Origin of the sequence: Flectobacillus roseus (genome assembly GCF_030056595.1) — a bacterium.
Lineage (GTDB): Bacteria > Bacteroidota > Bacteroidia > Cytophagales > Spirosomataceae > Flectobacillus > Flectobacillus roseus.
In genome coordinates this window covers 201,764-221,639 of sequence record NZ_JASHIF010000008.1, presented here as the reverse complement: position 1 = coordinate 221,639, position 19,876 = coordinate 201,764, and the positions used below count along the sequence as shown (strand labels likewise).

The 19,876-nt window shown below is 37.8% G+C and carries 12 protein-coding genes; 6 read left to right on the top strand and 6 right to left on the bottom strand.

Annotated features, from left to right (window positions below; all coding sequences use genetic code 11):
• The first annotated feature begins 103 nt into the window (after positions 1-103).
• Together QM524_RS09850 and QM524_RS09845 are read left to right on the top strand one after the other, a co-directional pair.
• Entirely contained in the window at positions 104-475 is a 372-nt protein-coding gene (locus tag QM524_RS09850; RefSeq protein WP_095163991.1) for a BlaI/MecI/CopY family transcriptional regulator, read from the top strand.
• A gap of 2 nt (positions 476-477) precedes the next feature.
• A complete protein-coding gene (locus QM524_RS09845; RefSeq protein ID WP_283344438.1) occupies positions 478-2,406 on the top strand; it encodes a M56 family metallopeptidase in 1,929 nt (642 codons plus the stop codon).
• A gap of 124 nt (positions 2,407-2,530) precedes the next feature.
• Here QM524_RS09845 and QM524_RS09840 read toward each other — a convergent pair whose 3' ends face one another.
• Together QM524_RS09840 and QM524_RS09835 are read right to left on the bottom strand one after the other, a co-directional pair.
• Positions 2,531-3,427: an EamA family transporter gene (locus tag QM524_RS09840; protein WP_283344437.1), complete on the bottom strand. Its 897-nt coding sequence runs from the start codon at positions 3,425-3,427 to the stop codon at positions 2,531-2,533.
• 330 nt (positions 3,428-3,757) lie between these two features.
• Positions 3,758-4,693: an AEC family transporter gene (locus QM524_RS09835; RefSeq protein ID WP_283344436.1), complete on the bottom strand. Its 936-nt coding sequence runs from the start codon at positions 4,691-4,693 to the stop codon at positions 3,758-3,760.
• A gap of 256 nt (positions 4,694-4,949) precedes the next feature.
• Here QM524_RS09835 and QM524_RS09830 point away from each other — a divergent pair, with 256 nt between their 5' ends.
• Entirely contained in the window at positions 4,950-6,164 is a 1,215-nt protein-coding gene (locus QM524_RS09830; protein ID WP_166578856.1) for a saccharopine dehydrogenase family protein, read from the top strand.
• Positions 6,165-6,641: 477 nt separating this feature from the next.
• Here QM524_RS09830 and QM524_RS09825 read toward each other — a convergent pair whose 3' ends face one another.
• The 4 genes from QM524_RS09825 to QM524_RS09810 form a co-directional block, all read right to left on the bottom strand.
• Positions 6,642-7,769: a hypothetical protein gene (locus QM524_RS09825; RefSeq protein WP_283344435.1), complete on the bottom strand. Its 1,128-nt coding sequence runs from the start codon at positions 7,767-7,769 to the stop codon at positions 6,642-6,644.
• Between the two features lie 181 nt (positions 7,770-7,950).
• Positions 7,951-10,569, bottom strand: coding sequence for a right-handed parallel beta-helix repeat-containing protein (locus tag QM524_RS09820; RefSeq protein ID WP_283344434.1), 2,619 nt, complete (start codon positions 10,567-10,569; stop codon positions 7,951-7,953).
• Between the two features lie 123 nt (positions 10,570-10,692).
• Positions 10,693-11,127, bottom strand: a complete 435-nt coding sequence (locus QM524_RS09815; protein ID WP_166578859.1) for a nuclear transport factor 2 family protein — start codon at positions 11,125-11,127, stop codon at positions 10,693-10,695.
• A gap of 210 nt (positions 11,128-11,337) precedes the next feature.
• Positions 11,338-12,360, bottom strand: a complete 1,023-nt coding sequence (locus QM524_RS09810) for a LacI family DNA-binding transcriptional regulator (protein WP_283344604.1) — start codon at positions 12,358-12,360, stop codon at positions 11,338-11,340.
• A 766-nt stretch (positions 12,361-13,126) separates the two neighbouring features.
• On the opposite strand from QM524_RS09810, the gene QM524_RS09805 reads away from it, so the two are divergent.
• From QM524_RS09805 to QM524_RS09795, 3 genes are all read left to right on the top strand, one after another.
• Positions 13,127-15,469 (top strand): glycosyl hydrolase family 28 protein, encoded by a 2,343-nt coding sequence (locus tag QM524_RS09805; RefSeq protein WP_283344433.1) that lies wholly within the window; start codon positions 13,127-13,129, stop codon positions 15,467-15,469.
• A gap of 130 nt (positions 15,470-15,599) precedes the next feature.
• The gene (locus tag QM524_RS09800) at positions 15,600-17,528 is read left to right on the top strand and encodes a glycoside hydrolase family 88/105 protein (protein ID WP_283344432.1); all 1,929 of its coding nucleotides are present in this window, start codon (positions 15,600-15,602) and stop codon (positions 17,526-17,528) included.
• Between the two features lie 566 nt (positions 17,529-18,094).
• The gene (locus tag QM524_RS09795) at positions 18,095-19,627 is read left to right on the top strand and encodes a tagaturonate reductase (protein WP_283344431.1); all 1,533 of its coding nucleotides are present in this window, start codon (positions 18,095-18,097) and stop codon (positions 19,625-19,627) included.
• Positions 19,628-19,876: the final 249 nt, after the last annotated feature.

Sequence of the window (19,876 nt, the reverse complement as noted above, 5' to 3'; positions counted from 1 at the left end):
ATTCATTGTATTTATCTACGAAAAATTTCGTAGATAAATTTGCAATTACGAATCTTTTCGTAGTATCTTTGTTACGAAATATTTCGTAGTAAACTTTTTTATCATGATAAAGCCAACAGAATCAGAATTAGAAATTTTACAAGTATTATGGGCGCTAGGCCAAGCAACCGTAAGACAAGTAAACGACGAACTCAACAAAAAGCGAGAGATAGGATATACCACCACGCTCAAACTCATGCAAATTATGTTTGAGAAAAAGCTGGTCACACGTACTGAAGAAGGTCGTTATCATTTATACCAAGCAGCAGTTAGCGAAGATGAAACCCAACAACAGCTACTTGATATTTTCGTGGATACTGCTTTCAAAGGTTCAGCGATGAAGCTAGTGATGCAAGCTTTAGGAAATCATCAATCTTCGGCAGAAGAGCTCGACGAAATCAAGAAACTCATTGCACAACTTGAACAAAACAATTAGCCATGCAATACTTTGAATCTCCTTTGTCACCACAAACGATTTATGCCTTGGCATGGACCTTGGTGCATTCGCTATGGCAGCTAAGCCTATTCTTTTTTCTTTATAAATTCATCAGTTCTTTTTTTCGTCAAAATGCTTCAGTGCGTTATTGGACTGGAATTGGTGTATTGTTGGTGCAATTTTTGGTTTCTGGTATCACTTTTTGGAAAAATTATCCTAGCGAAGCGCCAGTAAAGGCGATGAATTTCTCGGTACAAAATTCTCCAATCGCAAATAACCTTTCAACCTCTGAACCTATCAATCAAGCGCCATTGGCTCTGAGTTCTATATGGGAACAAACGGCTATTTGGCTTAATTTACATCTCGATTGGCTGGTAATGTTGTGGATTCTTGGCATGTCCATTATGACCATAAAATTAATTGGAGGCTATTTTTATGTGCAAAAACTGCGCTGGCAGTGTACAAATCTAGTAGAAACCGATACAGAAAACCTCTTTAAACAACTTCTTAATCAATTTGATATTTCTCGAACCGTCGAAATACGTGAATCTCAGTTAATAGAATCACCACTTACGATAGGTTATTTACAACCTTTGGTACTTGTACCGATTGGGCTTCTAACAGGTTTGAGTCAGGGAGAAATTAAAGCGATTTTTGCACATGAATTAGCGCATATCAAGCGCCACGATTATCTTATCAATATTATCCAGTCAATGATCGAGATTCTATTTTTCTATCATCCTTTGGTTTGGGTTATCGGTGAATCTATTCGCCAAGACCGTGAAGACTGTTGTGATGATTGGGCGTTGGAGATTTGTCAAAATAAATTGTATTTGGCAAAAGCCCTAACGTTTGTAGAAACCTTTAGACAACAATCAAAAACATCATTGACTATGGCTTTTTCAGGCAATAAACCTCAGTTATTGGGTCGCATCCAACGTATTTTGGGTGTGCAACAAAAGGAAACTACCAATCCCGTTGGTATCATTAGTTCGGTAGTTGTATTAGCGCTAGCATTTTGCTGTCTCAATTTTACGCAAGTAAAAGCTCAGGCAAGCAAATTATTTAACAAGTCGATAAAAACCTTAGCACAAACTTCTAAAGAAATTCTTTCTTCAGAAAGCATATCGACTAGCAATGTAGAAGAGACCAAAAGTATTGCACCATCTGGGGAAGAACCAGAAGAGAATAAATTATCTCAACTGCCTACTATTCAGAATGATTATAGTGATCCTGATAGTTTAAAAGTAGCTATGCACGAGCAAGAAATTGAAAAGTTGCAAAAGAAAATGGATCCATATTTAAAACAAATCCAAGCGCTCTCTGCTCAAATGGGTGTTTTAGGGGCAAAAATGCAACTCGAACAAAAACCATTTCAACAGTTTTCTGAGCAAATCGGAAAATTGGGGGGAGAATTGGGTACCTTAGTAGGTAAACAAGTACAGTTGGAGATGACAGTTGCTAACCTTGACAAAAAATCTGATGAATATAAAAAGGTTCAGAAAGAGTTGAGTGCTATAGAAAAACAGCGAGTAGAAATTGAGAAAAGGATGGAAAAGGCTTCTAAAGAAATGGAGTCAATGTCCAATAAAATGGAAGTCCATTCTGCCCCAATGGATAGTCTAGGAAAAGAAATGGATAAGCTTTCAAAGCCTATTGAAGAGATTGGTAAAGAGATGGAAGTGCACGCCAAGGCAATTGAGGAAATAGACCCAGAAGGTAAATATTGGTCAAAAAATAGACATTATGGTTCAGGGTATCGCTTGCCAAAGCCTCCTAAACCTCCCAAAGCGCCTAAGGCACCAAGTGCGTCTTCAGCACCAAAACCACCAAAAGCTCCAAGCGCTGCTTCAGCACCAAGTTTGCCACCGCCACCAACGCCACCGTTGGCACCCGTAAAATCGGATAAGAATCAGGACAATAATTGGTAGGAATGGGTTTAGGAGTCATTTTAAATTTAGTGAATGGTGGTTGAGTGATTTAGTGATTATTTTAAAAATAACTCAATCACTCAACCGCTCAATCACAATTCACTAAATCATAGCTAAGTCTATCTTAGTTTTTTCTTCCAAACAATGCCAGTACACCAATCGTAAGCATAATCATGAAGCTTCCGAGCATATCTATTTTACCAAATGGAGTGTTTAACCAGAAAATAGCCATTGCTGTAGATGAAAGTGGCTCTGCGCAGGCAAGCAAACTACTCGTTTGTGCGCCAACTATTGTCACTGCTTTCAAAAAAGCATAAAATGCTGCCAAACTCCCTAATAGTAAAATAAAGCCTGTGTAGGCAAAAGACTGCGAATCCCAAGTTCCTGATACCTTCCAAGGCGCAAATACACAACTGAAAATGATACCTCCTACAAACATCGCCCAACCAATTACAGTAGTCACTTCGTAGCGATTCATCAAGCCGACTGGTAATAAACTATAAACCGCCAAAGCAACTGCGGAGGCAATTCCCCAAAGAAGACCTTCGGTAGAGATGGCTAAACTGCCAAATTTGCCATGTGTAACCAATAAAAATGTACCTGAAAGTGCTAAGATAATCGCCACAAATTCGATAAAATTGGGTAATCTTCTTTGTTTAAAAGCCATATAAATCGCTATAAAGACAGGTCCCATATATTGTAAAACGGTAGCAGTGGCAGCATTTGACTTATGAATTGCCTCAAAATAAGTGTATTGCACCGCTACCATTCCGAGCACACTAAATGCCAGAAGCAATAGGGTATCGCGTTTATTACTCCATATTTTCCATAAATCTAAGCCACGAAAAAGGGCAATCATCAATAAAATACTACCCGCCACCAACAAACGTAGCGTTACGAGCCAACCGGGATTAATACCTCGTTGACTAAATAAAAACTGTCCAAATGTTCCTGAAACGCCCCATGTAATGGCGGCAAAAATGGCTAATCCAAACCCTGCGATTCTTTGCTGACTATTCATAATGTAAGATTTGTCTGTTGACAAAAGTATTTTGAGGTCGCAAAATTAGAGTTATCTAGTGGTTTATACTTAATAGTTTTAGAAAAATCCAAAAACAAACTCTAATAGTAATATTTCAAGTTGAAATTAGTGATAAAATCACTTAAACGTCTGTTTTTCAGGAAGATAATTTAAGGAGTAGGGTGGATTTCTGATTACTGGACAAAATTGAAGTTCCTAGTTCAAGACTTAGTCTTGTACTTACTTTTTTAAACAGTTTTAAACTGTTTTTCAAAATTCAGTGAAAAAGGACAAAGGACAACTCCTCACTCAAAACTCCCAACTCAACACTCATCTCAGTCCCATGCCGAGTACCAAGCCCCACATCAATACAAAGCTGATAATCATCGAAATATTGACTAAAAGCCCAGCGATTTTGGAATCATATCCAAGTTCATCAGCAAATGGGAGTAGTGTCATCCCTACTGGCAGAATCATGCAGATTAATACAATGCTTCTGTAGAGTGGTTCAAAAGGAAGATTGTAATATAGAAAAAAGCCTAGTGTTAAACCAACAGCATAACGGATAACCAATACACTTACGATTTTTTTGAAGATTTCTGGTTTTAATTCAATGCTCAAATAAATACCCATAATGAGTAATACAAGTACCTTATTGCCCTTTGCCAAAATATCAATAATATTGACCAGTACCTCTGGTAATTCAATTTTAGTTAAGTTAACAAACAAGCCTAATAACATCGCTTGAAAGGGTAGGAGGGTAAAGATTTTGAGAAATGCTTTTTTGAGTTTCTCCCTTTTTCTTACTACTTGAGCCTCATTGGTTTCTGCAAAAATGACGCCTGTTCCATATACCATACAAAAAACCACAATAGAGTTTCCTATATCAAATAGCGCAGCAAAGACCATCCCTGCGGGTCCCCAAATACCTTCTATCAATGGAAAAGCAAATAACCCTAAGTTAAATCCACCACTTGCCATGGTCAATAAACCACGAAGTCGTTTGGTTTGACTTTTAAAAAGCAAGCCTGCAATCGTCATCGAAATAGCACTGAAACTGATACAGAAAACAGGAAGCAATAATAAATCTGCCTCGATTTTTACTCGCATAATAGTCACGAAAACCAGCGCAGGAAAGGTGGTATGTACCAGAAGCTTTGTGATAATTTTACCTTCTTTCTCAGTTATAATGCCTTTATATTTGAGGAAGAAGCCAAGCCCGATAATAGATAAAGCAGTTATAAAAACAGCATTAGTAGGATTCATTGCGAAGGGGATATATGTCTTTTATGCTAAAAAGACGCAAAAGTAAGGGATTTACTGGTAAAAATTGTACCTCAAGGTATCTCTGGGTTGAGCATCATGGACATTTTTAGAAAACTGGTACAAATTGCCTTGAATAGGAAACACTTTTTCCAAAAACAAATTTAACAAGCTCTTAATGCGAAAGCTATCTTGAAATTATGTAATTTTACGCCAATATTTTCATTCATAACTCAATCATTTACATTTACATTAAGGAATGGGCAAGAAAGTTTTAATCATTGGTGCTGGTGGTGTAGGAAATGTGGTAGCGAAAAAATGTGCCATGAATCCCGACGTGTTTTCGGAGGTCGTATTGGCGAGCCGTACCAAGAGTAAATGCGATGCCATCGCAGAAGAATGTGCTAAAATAGGTTTGCCAACACCTGTGCAAACTGCACAAGTAGACGCTGACAACGTACCTGAATTGGTTGCACTTATCAACGAAGTGAAGCCTTGGATGATCATCAACGTGGCATTGCCATACCAAGATTTGACCATTATGGATGCTTGTCTTGAAACAGGCGTACACTATATGGATACCGCTAATTATGAGCCAAAAGACGTAGCTAAGTTTGAATACTCTTGGCAATGGGCTTATAAAGAGCGTTTCGAACAAGCTGGTTTGATGGCTTTGTTGGGTTGTGGTTTCGACCCAGGTGTAACACAAGTGTACACTGCCTATGCCAACAAGCATCATTTCGACGAAATGCACTACTTGGATATCATCGACTGTAATGCTGGTGACCACGGTAAAGCATTTGCTACTAACTTCAACCCTGAGATTAACATCCGTGAGATTACTCAAAACGGTCGTTATTGGGAAAATGGAGAATGGGTAGAGATTCCACCAATGTCAATTCACAAGGCAATTGATTATCCTGGTATCGGTCCGAAAGAATCGTATGTATTGTACCATGAAGAGTTGGAATCTTTGGTGAAAAACTTCCCAACGATTAAACGTGCTCGTTTCTGGATGACTTTCGGTCAACAATATTTGACTCACTTGAACGTACTTCAAAATGTAGGTATGACTTCAATCGAGCCAATTAAATTTAAAGGTATTGATATTGTACCTTTAGAGTTCTTGAAAGCGGTATTGCCAGAGCCAGGAACTTTAGGAGAAAACTATACAGGTGAAACTTCTATTGGTTGCCAAATCAAAGGTATCAAAGATGGTAAAGATAGAACTTACTATGTTTGGAACAACTGTAAGCACCAAGACTGTTGGAGCGAAGTTCAAGCTCAAGGAGTAAGTTATACAACAGGTGTACCTGCTATGCTTGGCGCTATGATGATGATTACAGGCGAATGGTTCAAACCAGGCGTTTGGAACTGCGAGGAAATGAATCCAGATCCATTTATGGCTATGTTGAACGTTCACGGTTTACCTTGGAACGAATTGGTTGACATAACACTTCCACACGAATATTAGAATTAAAAAATCCCTTCAGCTTCAAAACTGAAGGGATTTTTTTTCAATTTGAAAATAGGTCGATTTGAAAATTTGAAAATGTGCTGTTTTGAAAAAAGTATAGATTTGAAAATTTGAAAAAAGTGTAGATTTGAAAATTTGAAAAAAGTGTAGATTTGAAAATTTGAAAAAAGTATGGATTTGAAAATTTGAAAAAAGTATAGATTTGAAAATTTGAAAAAAGTATAGATTTGAAAATTTGAAAATTTGCTGATTTGAAAATGGTTTTGATAATCAATGGCATTAAAAATATTTTGCTTTCAGCCCTAGGTATTTGGCAAAAATATATCTATCGTTACTAAAAACAATTTAACACTCTTTGCCTTGTGCCTGTTGCCTTGTCCCTAAAATAAGATTTGACCAATTGAAGATGTAAGAGATTGGTAATTAAAATTTTACATTCACAATTCATCACCCACAATTCATCACTCATAATTACTAAAGAATGGCTTTTTGGAAAATTCTATACTTTTTATAAACCTTCCCATTCAATTTTTCAGCCTCCCCGCGCATGGTATGATTTGTTTCCAAAATCAAATGCGTATCCATAAATTCCATTTTCCGTTTTTGCGCAGCTTGTATCATGCTTACGCCCAAAAGCGTAGTTAATCCCAAACCTCTGTAGTTCGGTTTTACAGCACCTAACAACAAATCCAATTGCTTGTTGTTTCGTGCATCCAACAGAATATGAATAAAACCAAAAGGAAATAATCTGCCTCGCGCTTTTTTAAGACCTTTACTCATATCGGGTAATCCTACCACAAAAGCAATAGGCTCATTTTTTTCATCAACTATAATTTTGACAAAATCAGGGTCTAGGATTGGAAGATATGCTTTAGCAATTTTTTGCATTTCGGCTTCCGAGAGCGGCACAAAGCCCAGCAAGTCTTTGTAGGTTTCGTTGACCAACCGAAATATTGGCACTACATAAGGTTTTAGTTCTTTTTTGGAAGTAAAATTAAGGAGCTTTATTTTGGGGTTACGCTGTGCTCGGTCGAAAATTCTTTGATAAAATGGAGGTATTTCAGCAGGAATGTCAATTTTATAAACCACACAATCTGTCAATTTATCAAAACCTAATGTTTCTAAGAATTGAGGTAAATAAGGTGGGTTTGTGGCAGTAGCGATGACAGGTAAATATTCAAACCCTTCTATTTGGAAGCCCTGTGGGTCTTTTTCTGAAAAGCCAAACGGACCTACTAAGGTTTCCATTTGCTGAGCTTTAGCCCAACTTTGAATAGCATCAATGAGCAGTTTTACCACTTCGATATTTTCAATACTATCCAAATGAAAAAAACGAGCCTCTTTAATCTGCTGAAGTTCGTTGTATTCACGATGAATAATACCCATAATCTTGCCGACAGGTTGATTATTGATATAAGCCAAAAACAAAATTGTATCAGCCACTTCGTAGGCAGGATTTTTTTTGTGATCAAAGAAAATCCATTCATCTGCATAAATCGGAGGAACCCAATTGGGGCGATTCTCATGTAGCTTTTCAGAAAGATAGACGAATGTTTTGAGTTCGCTTGGACTTATAACTTCTTTGATAACAATATTTTGCATGCGTGAGTTAGGAAATTCAAAAGATAGACAATTGTTACTTTTTTGTTAAAAGTCAATAAAAAAAATCATTTTCCCAATATTTAAGAGATGATACTTATCTCTTTTTACATAAAAAATCCTCATGTTGTGACATCAAATCCAATCACAACATGAGGAAAAATGGGTCTATTTACCCAAATTATCAACCTCCCGGAGGAATCAATTCATATGCACCAATGTCATGCGAACTACCATAAGGTCTTACGTTATTATCTCTATCAAAAGAGATACCCCAATTTAGAAGGTTTTCACCTGTATTGACCAGCGGTGAACCAACAATAGGGTAGTAGTTACCATTACTAGGATTGTTGAGTTGTGCTTGACTTATATCCAAGGTTTTGAAATTATTACGCTCGTTGACAATCACAGGGCTGCCCAATTTAACGATATATTTTCCAGTGGCTGGATTAGTAATCAAATTATTGACTACCTCGTGCGTATGTATCAAACTGTATAACTTAATAGCATCGCTGGTAGAACCAATGATTGAATTATTGGCTATTCTTAAATAGGTATTAGGGATAGAACAAGAACGAGAGTCTGCAAAAATACCATTATAGCCCGAATTGACTATGACATTATTGAATACAGATTGGTTACCCAAAAATCCTACCATAATAATACCTGTTCCTCTGGCATTCACGACTTTATTGTTATAACATAGTCCGCCTGAACCTCCGCCTATCTGTATACCATTAGCCTGATAAGCATCAAATGGACTAATACCTGTATCTATCATAGTATTGTCATGAACTAAGGCATCCACCGAACATCCGTATTGAATCCCTTCACATCCCGACCGTTCGATTTGGTTATTGTAGATTTGTAAACCATAAATATCGTGTGGGAACATGGCTTTGCTTGTACCATTACAAGTTACAGTCATACCATTGGCAGCAAATGAATTGCCTATATACAAGCCTTCTCCAGGGACATCATGAATATAGTTATCATGAATTTTGACATTATACATGGTGAAGTTACCCTTCCAAGTCGTCGAATCGCAACTTGGGTCTGTTTTGGCCATAATACCCGCAAAACCAGTATTAGAAATTTCAACTCTTTCAATTTCGCAATCACTACTTTTTCCTCCAACAGTAATACCCATGCCTCCCGAGCCTGTTTTGGCTACTTTTAAGCCATAATAAACATTTGGGTCGCCAGTGCCTGTTACTTTGAAGTAGCGGCAGTTATCAAAATTTATCCCGTTTTGGTTGTTGGTTGTATTCTGAAAAACTACCTGACCACCAAGGTTTCTGTAAATAATTGGTTCGCTAGGACTACCATTTAGACCAATAAATTTGAGACCAGTGTAAGTTCCAGCCTGAATACAAACAGTATTGCCAGGTCCTGCACTTAAATTCAATGCCGAATAGTCACCGCTTTGAATAACGGTATAATCGCACGAGCTTGGTACATAAGTAGCCACCGCCGATGCCGATTCAAAACAGCCAATATCAAAGTCCCCACCGTTTGGTCGAGGCTGGTCGGTGATATCAGTTGTAATGCCCCAAGCGCTTAAGTTTTCACCTTTATTGATCACAGGAGCTTGACTGAGTGGACGGTAATTTTCAGCAGCAGTATTTTCATAAAATGAAGCATCCACTACACCATTGAGGTAATTTTTGCGAGCATTTATTCTTACAGAGGCGGAAAGCGGAGAGATGAATTTTCCTACTCCTGAGTTCAACATAATATTATTGACAATCTCATAATTATGGATTGAGCTATACAGTTTCAAAGCTTCCGCTTGAGGCGAAATAATCGTATTTTGAGCAATTCGCAAATAAGTATCAGGTATTGAGCCGGGGCGTGAGTCTGAGAAGATAGCATTGCCTTTTGGTCTGACAATAAGGTTGTTATAAATCATTTGGTTGCCCAAGAAACCAAACATTACAATGGCGGATCCTTCAGCATCCAAAATCGTATTATTGTAGAAATTCCCTCCAGCTCCGCCATTAATCGCTACGGCATTGTTGAGAGTGCTTGAGCTCGGTACTTTCCCACAATTTTTAATCATATTGTGATGAACCTGAGCATCGGGAGAGTTGGCATATTGTATGCCTCTACTACCTGTACGTTCAAAGATGTTATTGTAGATTTCAAGACCTACAATGAGGTGAGTAAACTTGGAGATACTTACGCCATTACAAGTTATCGTCTTGGGCGTGCCATAAGAAGGCTCACCAACTGAAATACCTTCTCCAACTACATCATGTACATAATTATCATGTATTTTGATAGCATTCATAGTATAATAATCTCTCCAAGTGGTGCTATCGCATGCTAGCTCAGTACGCGCAACTATACCCGCACCTTGAACATTTTGAATTTCAACTTTTTCTACTTCAATATTACTACTTTTATCTGCTATATTGACGCCTCTACTGTTATTACCTGTACCTGCTACTTTGAAGCCATAGTTAGCACTGGCGTCACCAGTTCCTGATAGCTTGATAAATTTACTCTTTGAGAAGTTGATAGCTACAGCATTGGTTGTATTCTGAATGACTACTTGCCCACCGCAATTTTTAATAAGGATGGGTTGACTAGCTGATCCTTGAAAGCTATTAAATGAAAGGTTTGTATAAGTGCCAGCTTGGACGCAGATAGTTTGCCCGGGTTGAGCATTGAAATTACTTGGACTGTAAGCCCCGCTCTTGGTAATCGTAAAATTACATCCACAGGATTGAGCATATACGGAAAGCGAAGATAGCCAGCTACAGAGTATAACCAGCAAACCAATATATAGTGTTTTCATTAGGTATGCTATTGATAATTATGAGTTTATCAAAGTTACTTGATTTTTGGAAAAGTGTTGACTAAAAACTAAAAAAGCCATGCTTTCGAAGGCATGGCTTGATATTCTATGGGCGAGTATTTTTTAATTCAAATTTTTTACTGCTTGTCGAGCAAGTAATTTCCAACCTCCTTTTTCCTTACTCCAAACCGTCAATATAAATAATTTCACTGTTCCAGGTTTACCACCATCTAGGGTTTCAGCCGCTAAACTATGACGAACGATAGCTGTTTTGCCATGAATACTGATCGTTTGGTCTGTCAATTGAATCGATTTGAAATCTGATTTGCCACTTACCAAAGCTTCTACAAATTGCGCTTTGTTTTCGATTTTACCCCCCGAATGTCCATACGATAAATCCTCTGTAGCTATACTTTCGAGAGCTTCTTTGCTTGGGTCAATCATTGCTAAACGTAATTTCTCAACAGACTCAGCTACTGCTTTTTCATCTTTTGACTGTGCGATGCTTCCCAAAGTTGCCATAACTAATAATAGAAGTGTGATGCTTAATTTTTTCATGATGTTTAGATAAAATGGGCTTTGACAGCCTATGAAGGTAAATACTCGTTTCTAATTATTACTCAACGAAGAAAGAGGAGGATTCTTTTTTTCTACTTTATCAAATGGAAAAATAAATAGAAATACCAAATTATGAACAAAATTAAAAGGGACAAAAGCATTACCGATGAGGTGTTTTGCTTTTGTCCCTTTCATGTCAATATTGGGCTATTACTCAGATGCTGTTTTAGTAGAATCGCGAATAACCAACTCTGTAGGAAGTGTAACGGTTTGATAAGCAGGTGATTTGCTTTTCTTTTCTACTAAGTCTAGTAGTAGCTCTGCTGCTCTTTGTCCCATTTCCAAAGCTGGTTGAATCACCGATGTAAAAGATGGGGAAAGTAATTCTGCCACTTTCAAATTGCTAAAGCCCATCAGTGCCATGTCTTCAGGAATGCGGATATTACGTTTTTTCAAAATCTTTAAGCATGCCATCGCTAATCGGTCGCTTACTGTAAAAATGGCTTCAGGAAGAATCGGTTGTGACAAAAGTTCATCAATAACCTTTTCCATGTCCTCAATGCTAAAATTGCAGTATTTAACAAAGTCCTCGTTGTAAGGAATACCGTGCTTTTCTAAGGCTGCTTTGTAGCCACTAATACGCTCACGAGTGATAGAAAGCGTAGGAGATGCCGCTAGATGCGCAATGTGTTTTTTACCAGAATTAATCAAATGCTCTGTTCCTTCAAATGCACCTTGGTAATTGTCAGCAACAACTTTATGAGTATTAATTTCGTCCGAAAATCTATCGAAAAAGACGATAGGCATTCCTTTAGTGTGTAACTCTTTGAGATGCTCGACATGGGTTGTTTGTCCAGAAAGAGAAATCAATACACCATCTACACGACGTGACGCAAGGTGTTGGATATTAACTACTTCACGGTCATAAGATTCATGACTTTGAAAAATTACAACATGATAACCACGATTATAAGCGATAGCCTCAATGCCATTGATAGCTTGAGAAAAAAATGGATTGTCGATTTCGGGTACTACTACACCAATAGCACGGCTACGGTTTTCTTTGAGACTTAAGGCAATAGGGTTGGGGCGATAGTTCAGTTTTTCGGCACATTCCAATACAATTCTTTTTGTTTCGGGGTTGATTTCATAACTGCCCCTCAACGCTCTTGAAACAGTGGAGGTCGATAAATTAAGTGCCTTTGCAATATCTTTTATAGTTGCGGTTTCCAAAGCTAATCTTGTTTTTGTACAATTTTTCACAAAGATAACTTGCTTCTCTGTAAAACTATTCTAATCTACGATTTTCAAGGTAATATCCCAAATATTATTAAATAAATCAAAAATCCTGATAGATTGACAACGTTACCGACAACGATTGCGTAAATATTTTCCTGTAAAAATTTGCCCTTAGATTTGGACAATTCTAACTTGACACCGTCTTACAGCAACTATATAGTAGAATTGTTACTACTATTTCCCTGAAAAAGTCAAAAAGAAATATTCAGAGATACAGTGTTCTTTAGGGAACAACTCAATAGCCATCGTATGTATAATTAGTTTTTGGATAGATAGTTTGAACCCTCTAAACCTCGACCCTGCTTCTCCCTTCTCTTGGGAGGGAGGAAGCTAAGGGAAATTAAGTAATTCTGACTAAAATTTTGAATTAATATTTTCTGAAAAAGCCATTTTGAATCACATACATTACTTAGAGAATGTTTAAAATTTCTAAGTTATTAAAAATGAAAGAGTTTGTTTTTTACTGAAATCCTGTTGTTTGAGCCGTAGGCGAGGTGGGTCGCCACTCCGATTAGGATTTCTTGACTTTCTTTTGCGGCCGCCGCGCGGTTACTTTTCTTGTGTCAAGACAAGAAAAGTAAGGAGTGGCGAATGGAAATTTCGTTTTTTATGTGAACTGAATAAAATTATTAAACATACTCAATTGCCAGAAGAACCCCTAGGGTTAGCTCCATTAGGAGTTTCAAATAAACAATAACTAATGAAAAAAGTCCTTTTATTTACCTTCACGCTTCTTACCATATTTAGCTTCAAGCTCGAAGATACTCGTACTACTATTTTTTTGTGTGGAGACTCAACCATGGCTGAAAAGGCTGCAAATGCCGCACCCGAAACTGGTTGGGGAATGGTTTTACCAGAATTTTTTACGAATGAAATCAAAATTGAAAACCATGCCGTAAATGGTCGTAGTACCAAAAGCTTTATTAACGAAGGTCGTTGGAAAACAGTAATAGAAAAGGTAAAAAAAGGTGACTGGGTTTTGATTCAGTTTGGGCACAATGACCAAAAAGTGAACGATACGACTCGTTCTGCTCCTTCACAAACGCTTTACAAACAAAACTTGACGCGTTTTGTCAATGAAACTCGTGCTAAAGGTGGCAACCCAGTGTTGATTACACCTGTGATGCGTCGCAAATTTGATGAAGCAGGAAAGTTTGTTGACCAACACCAAGACTACCCAGATGTTGTAAAAGCTTTGGCAAAAGAGTTGAAAGTACCCATGGTTGATTTACACCAAAAATCGCAGAAAGTGATTGAACAACATGGTGTAGCTGGGTCAAAGAAACTTTTCTTACATTATCCTAAAAATGTATATGCTCGCTATAAAGAAGGTGCATCTGACGATACACATTTCTCTAGATACGGTGCTGAAGTAATGGCTAGCTTGGTTTGTGAAGATATGGCATCTTTAGGTTTACCACTGAAATCGTTTTTCAAAAAGTCGGTATATCCAACCAAATTTATTTACGAATTGCCAAAGGTATCAACGCCAGTTTTCAAGAAAGATACTTTTAATATCATAAACTTTGGTGCCATTGCAGATGGACAAACACTAAATACGAAAGCTATCAACAAGGCGATTGTTACTTGTAGCGAAGCTGGTGGAGGTACCGTAATTGTACCATCAGGCGTTTGGTTGACAGGCTCAATTGTGATGAGAAGTAATGTTAATTTGCATTTGCGTAAAGGTGCATTGATTCAATTTAGCAATCGTTTTGAAGACTTTGATTTGATTCGTACTACTTACGAAGGCTTGACTGCTGCTCGTTGCCAAGCACCTGTGTATGGTATTGACTTGGAAAATGTAGCGATTACAGGTTTTGGTGTTTTGGATGGAGCAGGCGATGCGTGGCGTCCAGTAAAACGCTCTAAAATGACCCAAGGCGCTTGGGAAAAACTCATTGCATCAGGTGGTTTGTTGAGTCCTGACAAAAATAATTGGTATCCAAGTCAGAAATCATATTTAGGTTCTACAGTACAACTGCCAGGCGTATTGAAAGATGGAAAAGAGGTTAAAGATTTTGAATATATCAAAGATTTCCTTCGTCCAAACATGTTGTCTCTTACGCGTTGTTCGAACGTGTTGCTCGAAGGGATTACTTTCCAAAATTCACCTGCTTGGTGTTTGCACCCATTGTTGTGTGACAATATTACTTTGAAGGGTGTGAAAGCTAAAAACCCTTGGTACGCACAAAATGGAGATGGGATAGATTTGGAATCTTGTAAAAACGCTTTGATTGAAGATTGTACTTTTGACGTAGGCGACGATGGTATCTGTATCAAATCTGGGCGTGATGAGGAAGGTCGTAAACGTGGTGTTCCTACCGAAAATGTATTGATTAATAATTGTTTTGTGTATCATGCTCATGGCGGTTTTGTGATTGGAAGCGAGATGTCTGGCGGTGTCAAAAACATGTTTGTCAACAACTGTACATTTATGGGAACAGATATTGGTTTGCGTTTCAAGTCAGCGCGTGGTCGTGGAGGAGTAGTGGAAAATATTTATATAAGCGATATTGGAATGACCAATATCCCTGGCGAAGCAATTTTGTTTGATATGTACTATGCTGCTAAGGATCCAGTGCCTGTGTATGGCGAGAAGACAGATATTCCTGAGATTAAATTTGAGCCAGTTGGAGCAGGAACACCACTTTTCAAGGATTTCTACATGAAAAATATCGTATGTCGTGGTGCCGAAAAGGCGTTGTTTATTAGAGGTTTGCCCGAAATGCCTATCAAGAATGTTTGGTTAGAAGATGCTATTTTGGAATCTGATAAAGGAATGATTTGTACAGAAGCTGAGAATATCAATCTCAAAAATGTGAGTATTCTTTCAAAGGATGCTACAACAATTCAAATTCAGAATGGACAGCAAATTACCTTGGACAATATTCAGTATAAAGGTGCTTCGACTGACTTATTATTGAAAATAACGGGAGAACGTAACAAAAGTGTTCGTTTGGTTAATACAGATACCAAGCAAGCTAAAAAAGACGTTGAACTTGGAGAAAAAGTGCCTTCAAGTGTTCTTTTGAAGAAATAAACAAAAGATTGATAAGATGTTATAAAGAGTATCTTATTTCGGAAAGATCCTCTTTATGGAAACTAAAGTCTCAACGCTTTGAAAGAACGTATCTCTCAAAACATTCTAAAACATTCAAAAAACAAAACCTATGTTCAAAACAACTGCAAAAATATTGACAGTTTGCGCATTGATGGCGAATTCGGCTTTTGCTCAAGTACAGCAGTCGTTGCCTTGGTCAGAACGAATGGCAAATACAATGCTAACCGTTCACAAGGATACCATTACTTACAGTGCTGAAAAGAAAAATGCTCATTGGGAGTACGAAATGGGCTTGATGATGAAGTCACTCGAAAACGTTTGGTATCATACAGGCGACGCAAAATATTTCCGTTATATCAAACAGGTAGTTGACCAGTTTGTAGACGACAAAGGGAACATCCGTACATACAAACTTGATGATTACAATCTTGACATGATTACACCTGGTCGTTTGTTGTTGACAGTGTATCATGAAACAAGTAAAGAAAAATATCGCTTGGCTGCAGATAATTTAATGAAGCAGTTGCACGAACAACCTCGCACTAAAGAGGGTGGTTTTTGGCATAAAAAACGCTATCCAAACCAAATGTGGTTGGATGGATTATACATGGCTGAGCCTTTCTATGCAGAATATACGGCAATGTTTGGCCCTTCCAAAAACTTTGATGATATCATCAATCAGTTTGTTTGGATGGAAAAAAATGGTCGTGACGATAAAACAGGTTTGCTATATCACGGATGGGACGAAAGCCGTGAGCAGATGTGGTCAGATCCTAAAACAGGTAAGTCTCCAAACTTCTGGAGCCGTGCAATGGGCTGGTACACAATGGCTTTGGTAGATGTTTTGGATTACATCCCTGCCAGTCATCCACGTCGCGGGGAATTAGTGGCTATCTTACAACGTATCATTCCAGCCGTTATCAAGTTCCAAGATCCTAAAGAAGGTTGTTGGTATCAGGTAACTGACAAAATAGGTGGTAAAGGCAACTACTTAGAAGCTTCTGGTTCTTCGATGTTTGTGTATTCGATTGTGAAAGGTGTTCGTTTAGGCTATTTGAGTCCAGCCTACATGGTAGCGGCACAAAAGGGATACAATGGTATTTTGAAAAACTTTATTTCTACAGATGCTAATGGTTTGATTCACCTAGAAAAAACAGTGCAGGTGTCTGGTTTAGGTGGCACCCCTTATCGTGACGGTAGCTACGAATATTACTTAAGTGAAAAAATCCGTCAAGACGATTTAAAAGGCGTAGGTCCATTCATCATGGCAAGTGTGGAGATGGAGACATTCCCTACTTTGTCGATTGGCAAAGGGAAAACAGTTATGTTAGATAACTTCTTCAACCGTGAATATCGCAAAGGATTTACTGGTGAAAAAGAAACCTATCACTATACTTGGTACGACCGTAAGGATTCTGGTTACTCGCTTTGGGGCAAAATCTTTAATGAATATGGCGCTAAATTAGGTACCTTAGAAGAAGCTCCAAGTGCTCAAAATTTGAAGAATGCCAGCGTATTTATCATTGTTGACCCAGATACACCAAAAGAAACGCCAGCACCAAACTATGTTCAAGAGAAGGATGTAAAAGTAATCGCTGACTGGGTAAAAGCAGGTGGTGTATTGGTCTTGTTGGCCAATGATACCTCTAACGCAGAAATTAGGCATTTCAATCAATTGACGAAGGCGTTCGGTATTAGTTTTACCAACAAAAACCGCAATATGGTGAAGAATGACCAATTTGAGCAAGGTAAATTTGAATTCAATAATCATCCAATTTTCAAGGATGTGAAGAAAATTTATGTAAAAGAATTGGTAACCCTAGAAACAAAAGCACCAGCAAAACCGATCTTGGAAGAAGGTGGCGATGTGATTATGGCAACAGCCAAAGTTGGTAAAGGTACAGTATTTGTCCTTGGTGATCCTTGGATTTATAACGAATACCTCAATGGCAAACGCCTTCCTTTGCAATACGAAAACTTTAAAGCTGCTAAATACCTAACAGAATGGCTTCTAAAACAAGCCACCATTAAAAAGTAAGTCGAGGGCGGTGGTGAGAATATCTTACTACCGCCTTTTTTTTGAGTGCAGAGTTGTGAATTATGAATTGTGAGTTAGTATTGTAAGGAGGATTTCCAACAATTGCGGATTTGGGATTTCTGATGTCGGAAATAAATTAGAATACCTTTATTTTTTACAAAAATAAACAATTACACTTCCAAAATCCCACAACCGATATCCGAAATAGACAGTTTTTGAGTCCTTCGCATTGTTCCAGTGCTGAGTTGTGAATACGAATGTTGATAATACTTAACATTACTACTCAAAACTCCTCACTCAAAAAAAACCAACAGTTTCTATTCTTAAAAAAATACAAATCCTACTTTCTGGACGATTAAGTGTAATATCTCTGAGTCATGGAAAATTGACGGAGGGAATAATTTTCGGGAACGATGCCGAAAACGATTGCGTAAAAACATTCTCCTATTCACTTGCACGAGCTAAACATTTGACATAAACTTATTTTACAAAACTATATAGTTTTAAACGTATCCTTGGAATAATATCATTTTTAGGCATAATGCCTTTTGAATAAAACGACTGCTATGAAAGATATTTCATTTTCACAATTGGATTCAATTGTGCCTCAATGTGCGGTGAATTTACCAAACCTTAACGACCTCAATCTTCCAGAAAAGGTATTGCAATTTGGTACAGGAGTATTACTCCGTGGTTTACCAGATTATTTTATTGACAAAGCCAATAAGCAAGGCGTTTTTAACGGCCGCATTGTGGTGGTAAAATCTACATCAGGGGCATCCGATGAGTTTGACCAACAAGATAGCTTATACACGATTTGTGAGCGCGGGGTACAGGCAGGAGAACAAATTGAGTCATACACTTTGAGCTCGGCTATTAGCCGTGTGATTTCAGCGCAATCAGATTGGAAAAAGGTGTTGGAATGTGCGCATAATCCTGAAATGCAAATTGTCATTTCAAATACTACCGAAGTAGGTATTCAATTAGTGCAAGACGATATTAATAACAATCAACCTCCTGTGTCATTCCCAGGAAAGTTACTAGCGTTTTTGTATGAAAGATATAAGGCGTTTAATGGCGACAAATCAAAAGGTTTGGTGATTGTACCTACGGAGTTGATTCCTGACAATGGTAAAAAATTGGAATCAATTGTGTTGGAATTGGCACATTTGAACTCTTTGGAAACCGACTTTTTGGATTGGTTAGAAGTATCTACCACTTTCTGTAATTCGTTGGTAGACCGTATTGTACCTGGCAAACCAAAACCAGAGGTGAAAGAGGCGATTGAAGCTCAATTGGGTTATACAGACCAATTACTAATTGTTTCTGAGGTTTACCGACTTTGGGCTATTGAGGGTAATGAGCATGTGAAAGAAGTTCTTTCGTTTGGACAAGTAGACGAAGGTGTGATTGTTGAGCCCAACATTGATTTATACCGTGAGTTGAAACTACGATTATTGAACGGAACCCATACTTTAAGCTGTGGACTAGCATATTTGGCTGGTTTCAAAACAGTATCTGAAGGTATGGAGGACGAATATTTAAGCACTTTCGTAAGTAACTTGATGTTGGCTGAATTAGCGCCTTCTATTCCATACAAAGTGTCAATTTTGACAGCAGAACGTTTTGGTCGTCAGGTACTAGACCGTTTCCGTAACGATAGTATCCAACACAACTGGTTGAGCATTACAATGCAGTATACTTCTAAAATGAAGATGCGTAATTTGGCAACCTTGTTACAGTATTATCAAAATTTCCCGTGTGTTCCTGAATATTTTTCGGTAGGATTTGCAGCTTATTTGCTTTTTATGAAAGCAGAACTTGCTGCAGATGGAAAATATTATGGTACAAGCAACGGAGAGAAATACCTTATTCAGGACGACAAAGTGGCTTATTTTGCTGAAAAATGGACTTCATTATCTCCCGAAGAATTAGTGGAATCTGTACTTTCTGATAAATTTTTGTGGGGAACAGACCTTGCGGCACTCAAAGGATTTTCTGCTATGGTCACAGAGTACTTATGCAAAATGACTAACGAAGGTGTATTGAGTACCCTGAAAATATTTGTACGTAAAGGTGAAGATACCTTGGTAAGTTAAGTATTAGTGCAGAATTATGAGTTGTGAATGTAAAATTTTAATTATCAATATCTTACATATATAATTGATTAAATATAATTCTGCACGATTACTTAAGTTGATGGGTAAAATTAGATTAAAGTTGTCAGGCACTGGCAATATGCACAAGGCAAAGAGTTAAGGTAAAGTGTTGTAAGTTAATATTTCACATTCACAATTCGCAACTCGTAATTCCTCATTGTCCTTCTTCTGTAACCAGTAAACATTCTC

Excerpts from the sequence above, each read along its gene's own strand:
- QM524_RS09850 (WP_095163991.1), top strand. The coding sequence starts at position 104 with ATGATAAAGCCAACAGAATCAGAATTAGAAATTTTACAAGTATTATGG.
- QM524_RS09845 (WP_283344438.1), top strand. The coding sequence starts at position 478 with ATGCAATACTTTGAATCTCCTTTGTCACCACAAACGATTTATGCCTTG.
- QM524_RS09840 (WP_283344437.1), bottom strand. The coding sequence starts at position 3,427 with ATGAATAGTCAGCAAAGAATCGCAGGGTTTGGATTAGCCATTTTTGCC.
- QM524_RS09835 (WP_283344436.1), bottom strand. The coding sequence starts at position 4,693 with ATGAATCCTACTAATGCTGTTTTTATAACTGCTTTATCTATTATCGGG.
- QM524_RS09830 (WP_166578856.1), top strand. The coding sequence starts at position 4,950 with ATGGGCAAGAAAGTTTTAATCATTGGTGCTGGTGGTGTAGGAAATGTG.
- QM524_RS09825 (WP_283344435.1), bottom strand. The coding sequence starts at position 7,769 with ATGCAAAATATTGTTATCAAAGAAGTTATAAGTCCAAGCGAACTCAAA.
- QM524_RS09820 (WP_283344434.1), bottom strand. The coding sequence starts at position 10,569 with ATGAAAACACTATATATTGGTTTGCTGGTTATACTCTGTAGCTGGCTA.
- QM524_RS09815 (WP_166578859.1), bottom strand. The coding sequence starts at position 11,127 with ATGAAAAAATTAAGCATCACACTTCTATTATTAGTTATGGCAACTTTG.
- QM524_RS09805 (WP_283344433.1), top strand. The coding sequence starts at position 13,127 with ATGAAAAAAGTCCTTTTATTTACCTTCACGCTTCTTACCATATTTAGC.
- QM524_RS09800 (WP_283344432.1), top strand. The coding sequence starts at position 15,600 with ATGTTCAAAACAACTGCAAAAATATTGACAGTTTGCGCATTGATGGCG.
- QM524_RS09795 (WP_283344431.1), top strand. The coding sequence starts at position 18,095 with ATGAAAGATATTTCATTTTCACAATTGGATTCAATTGTGCCTCAATGT.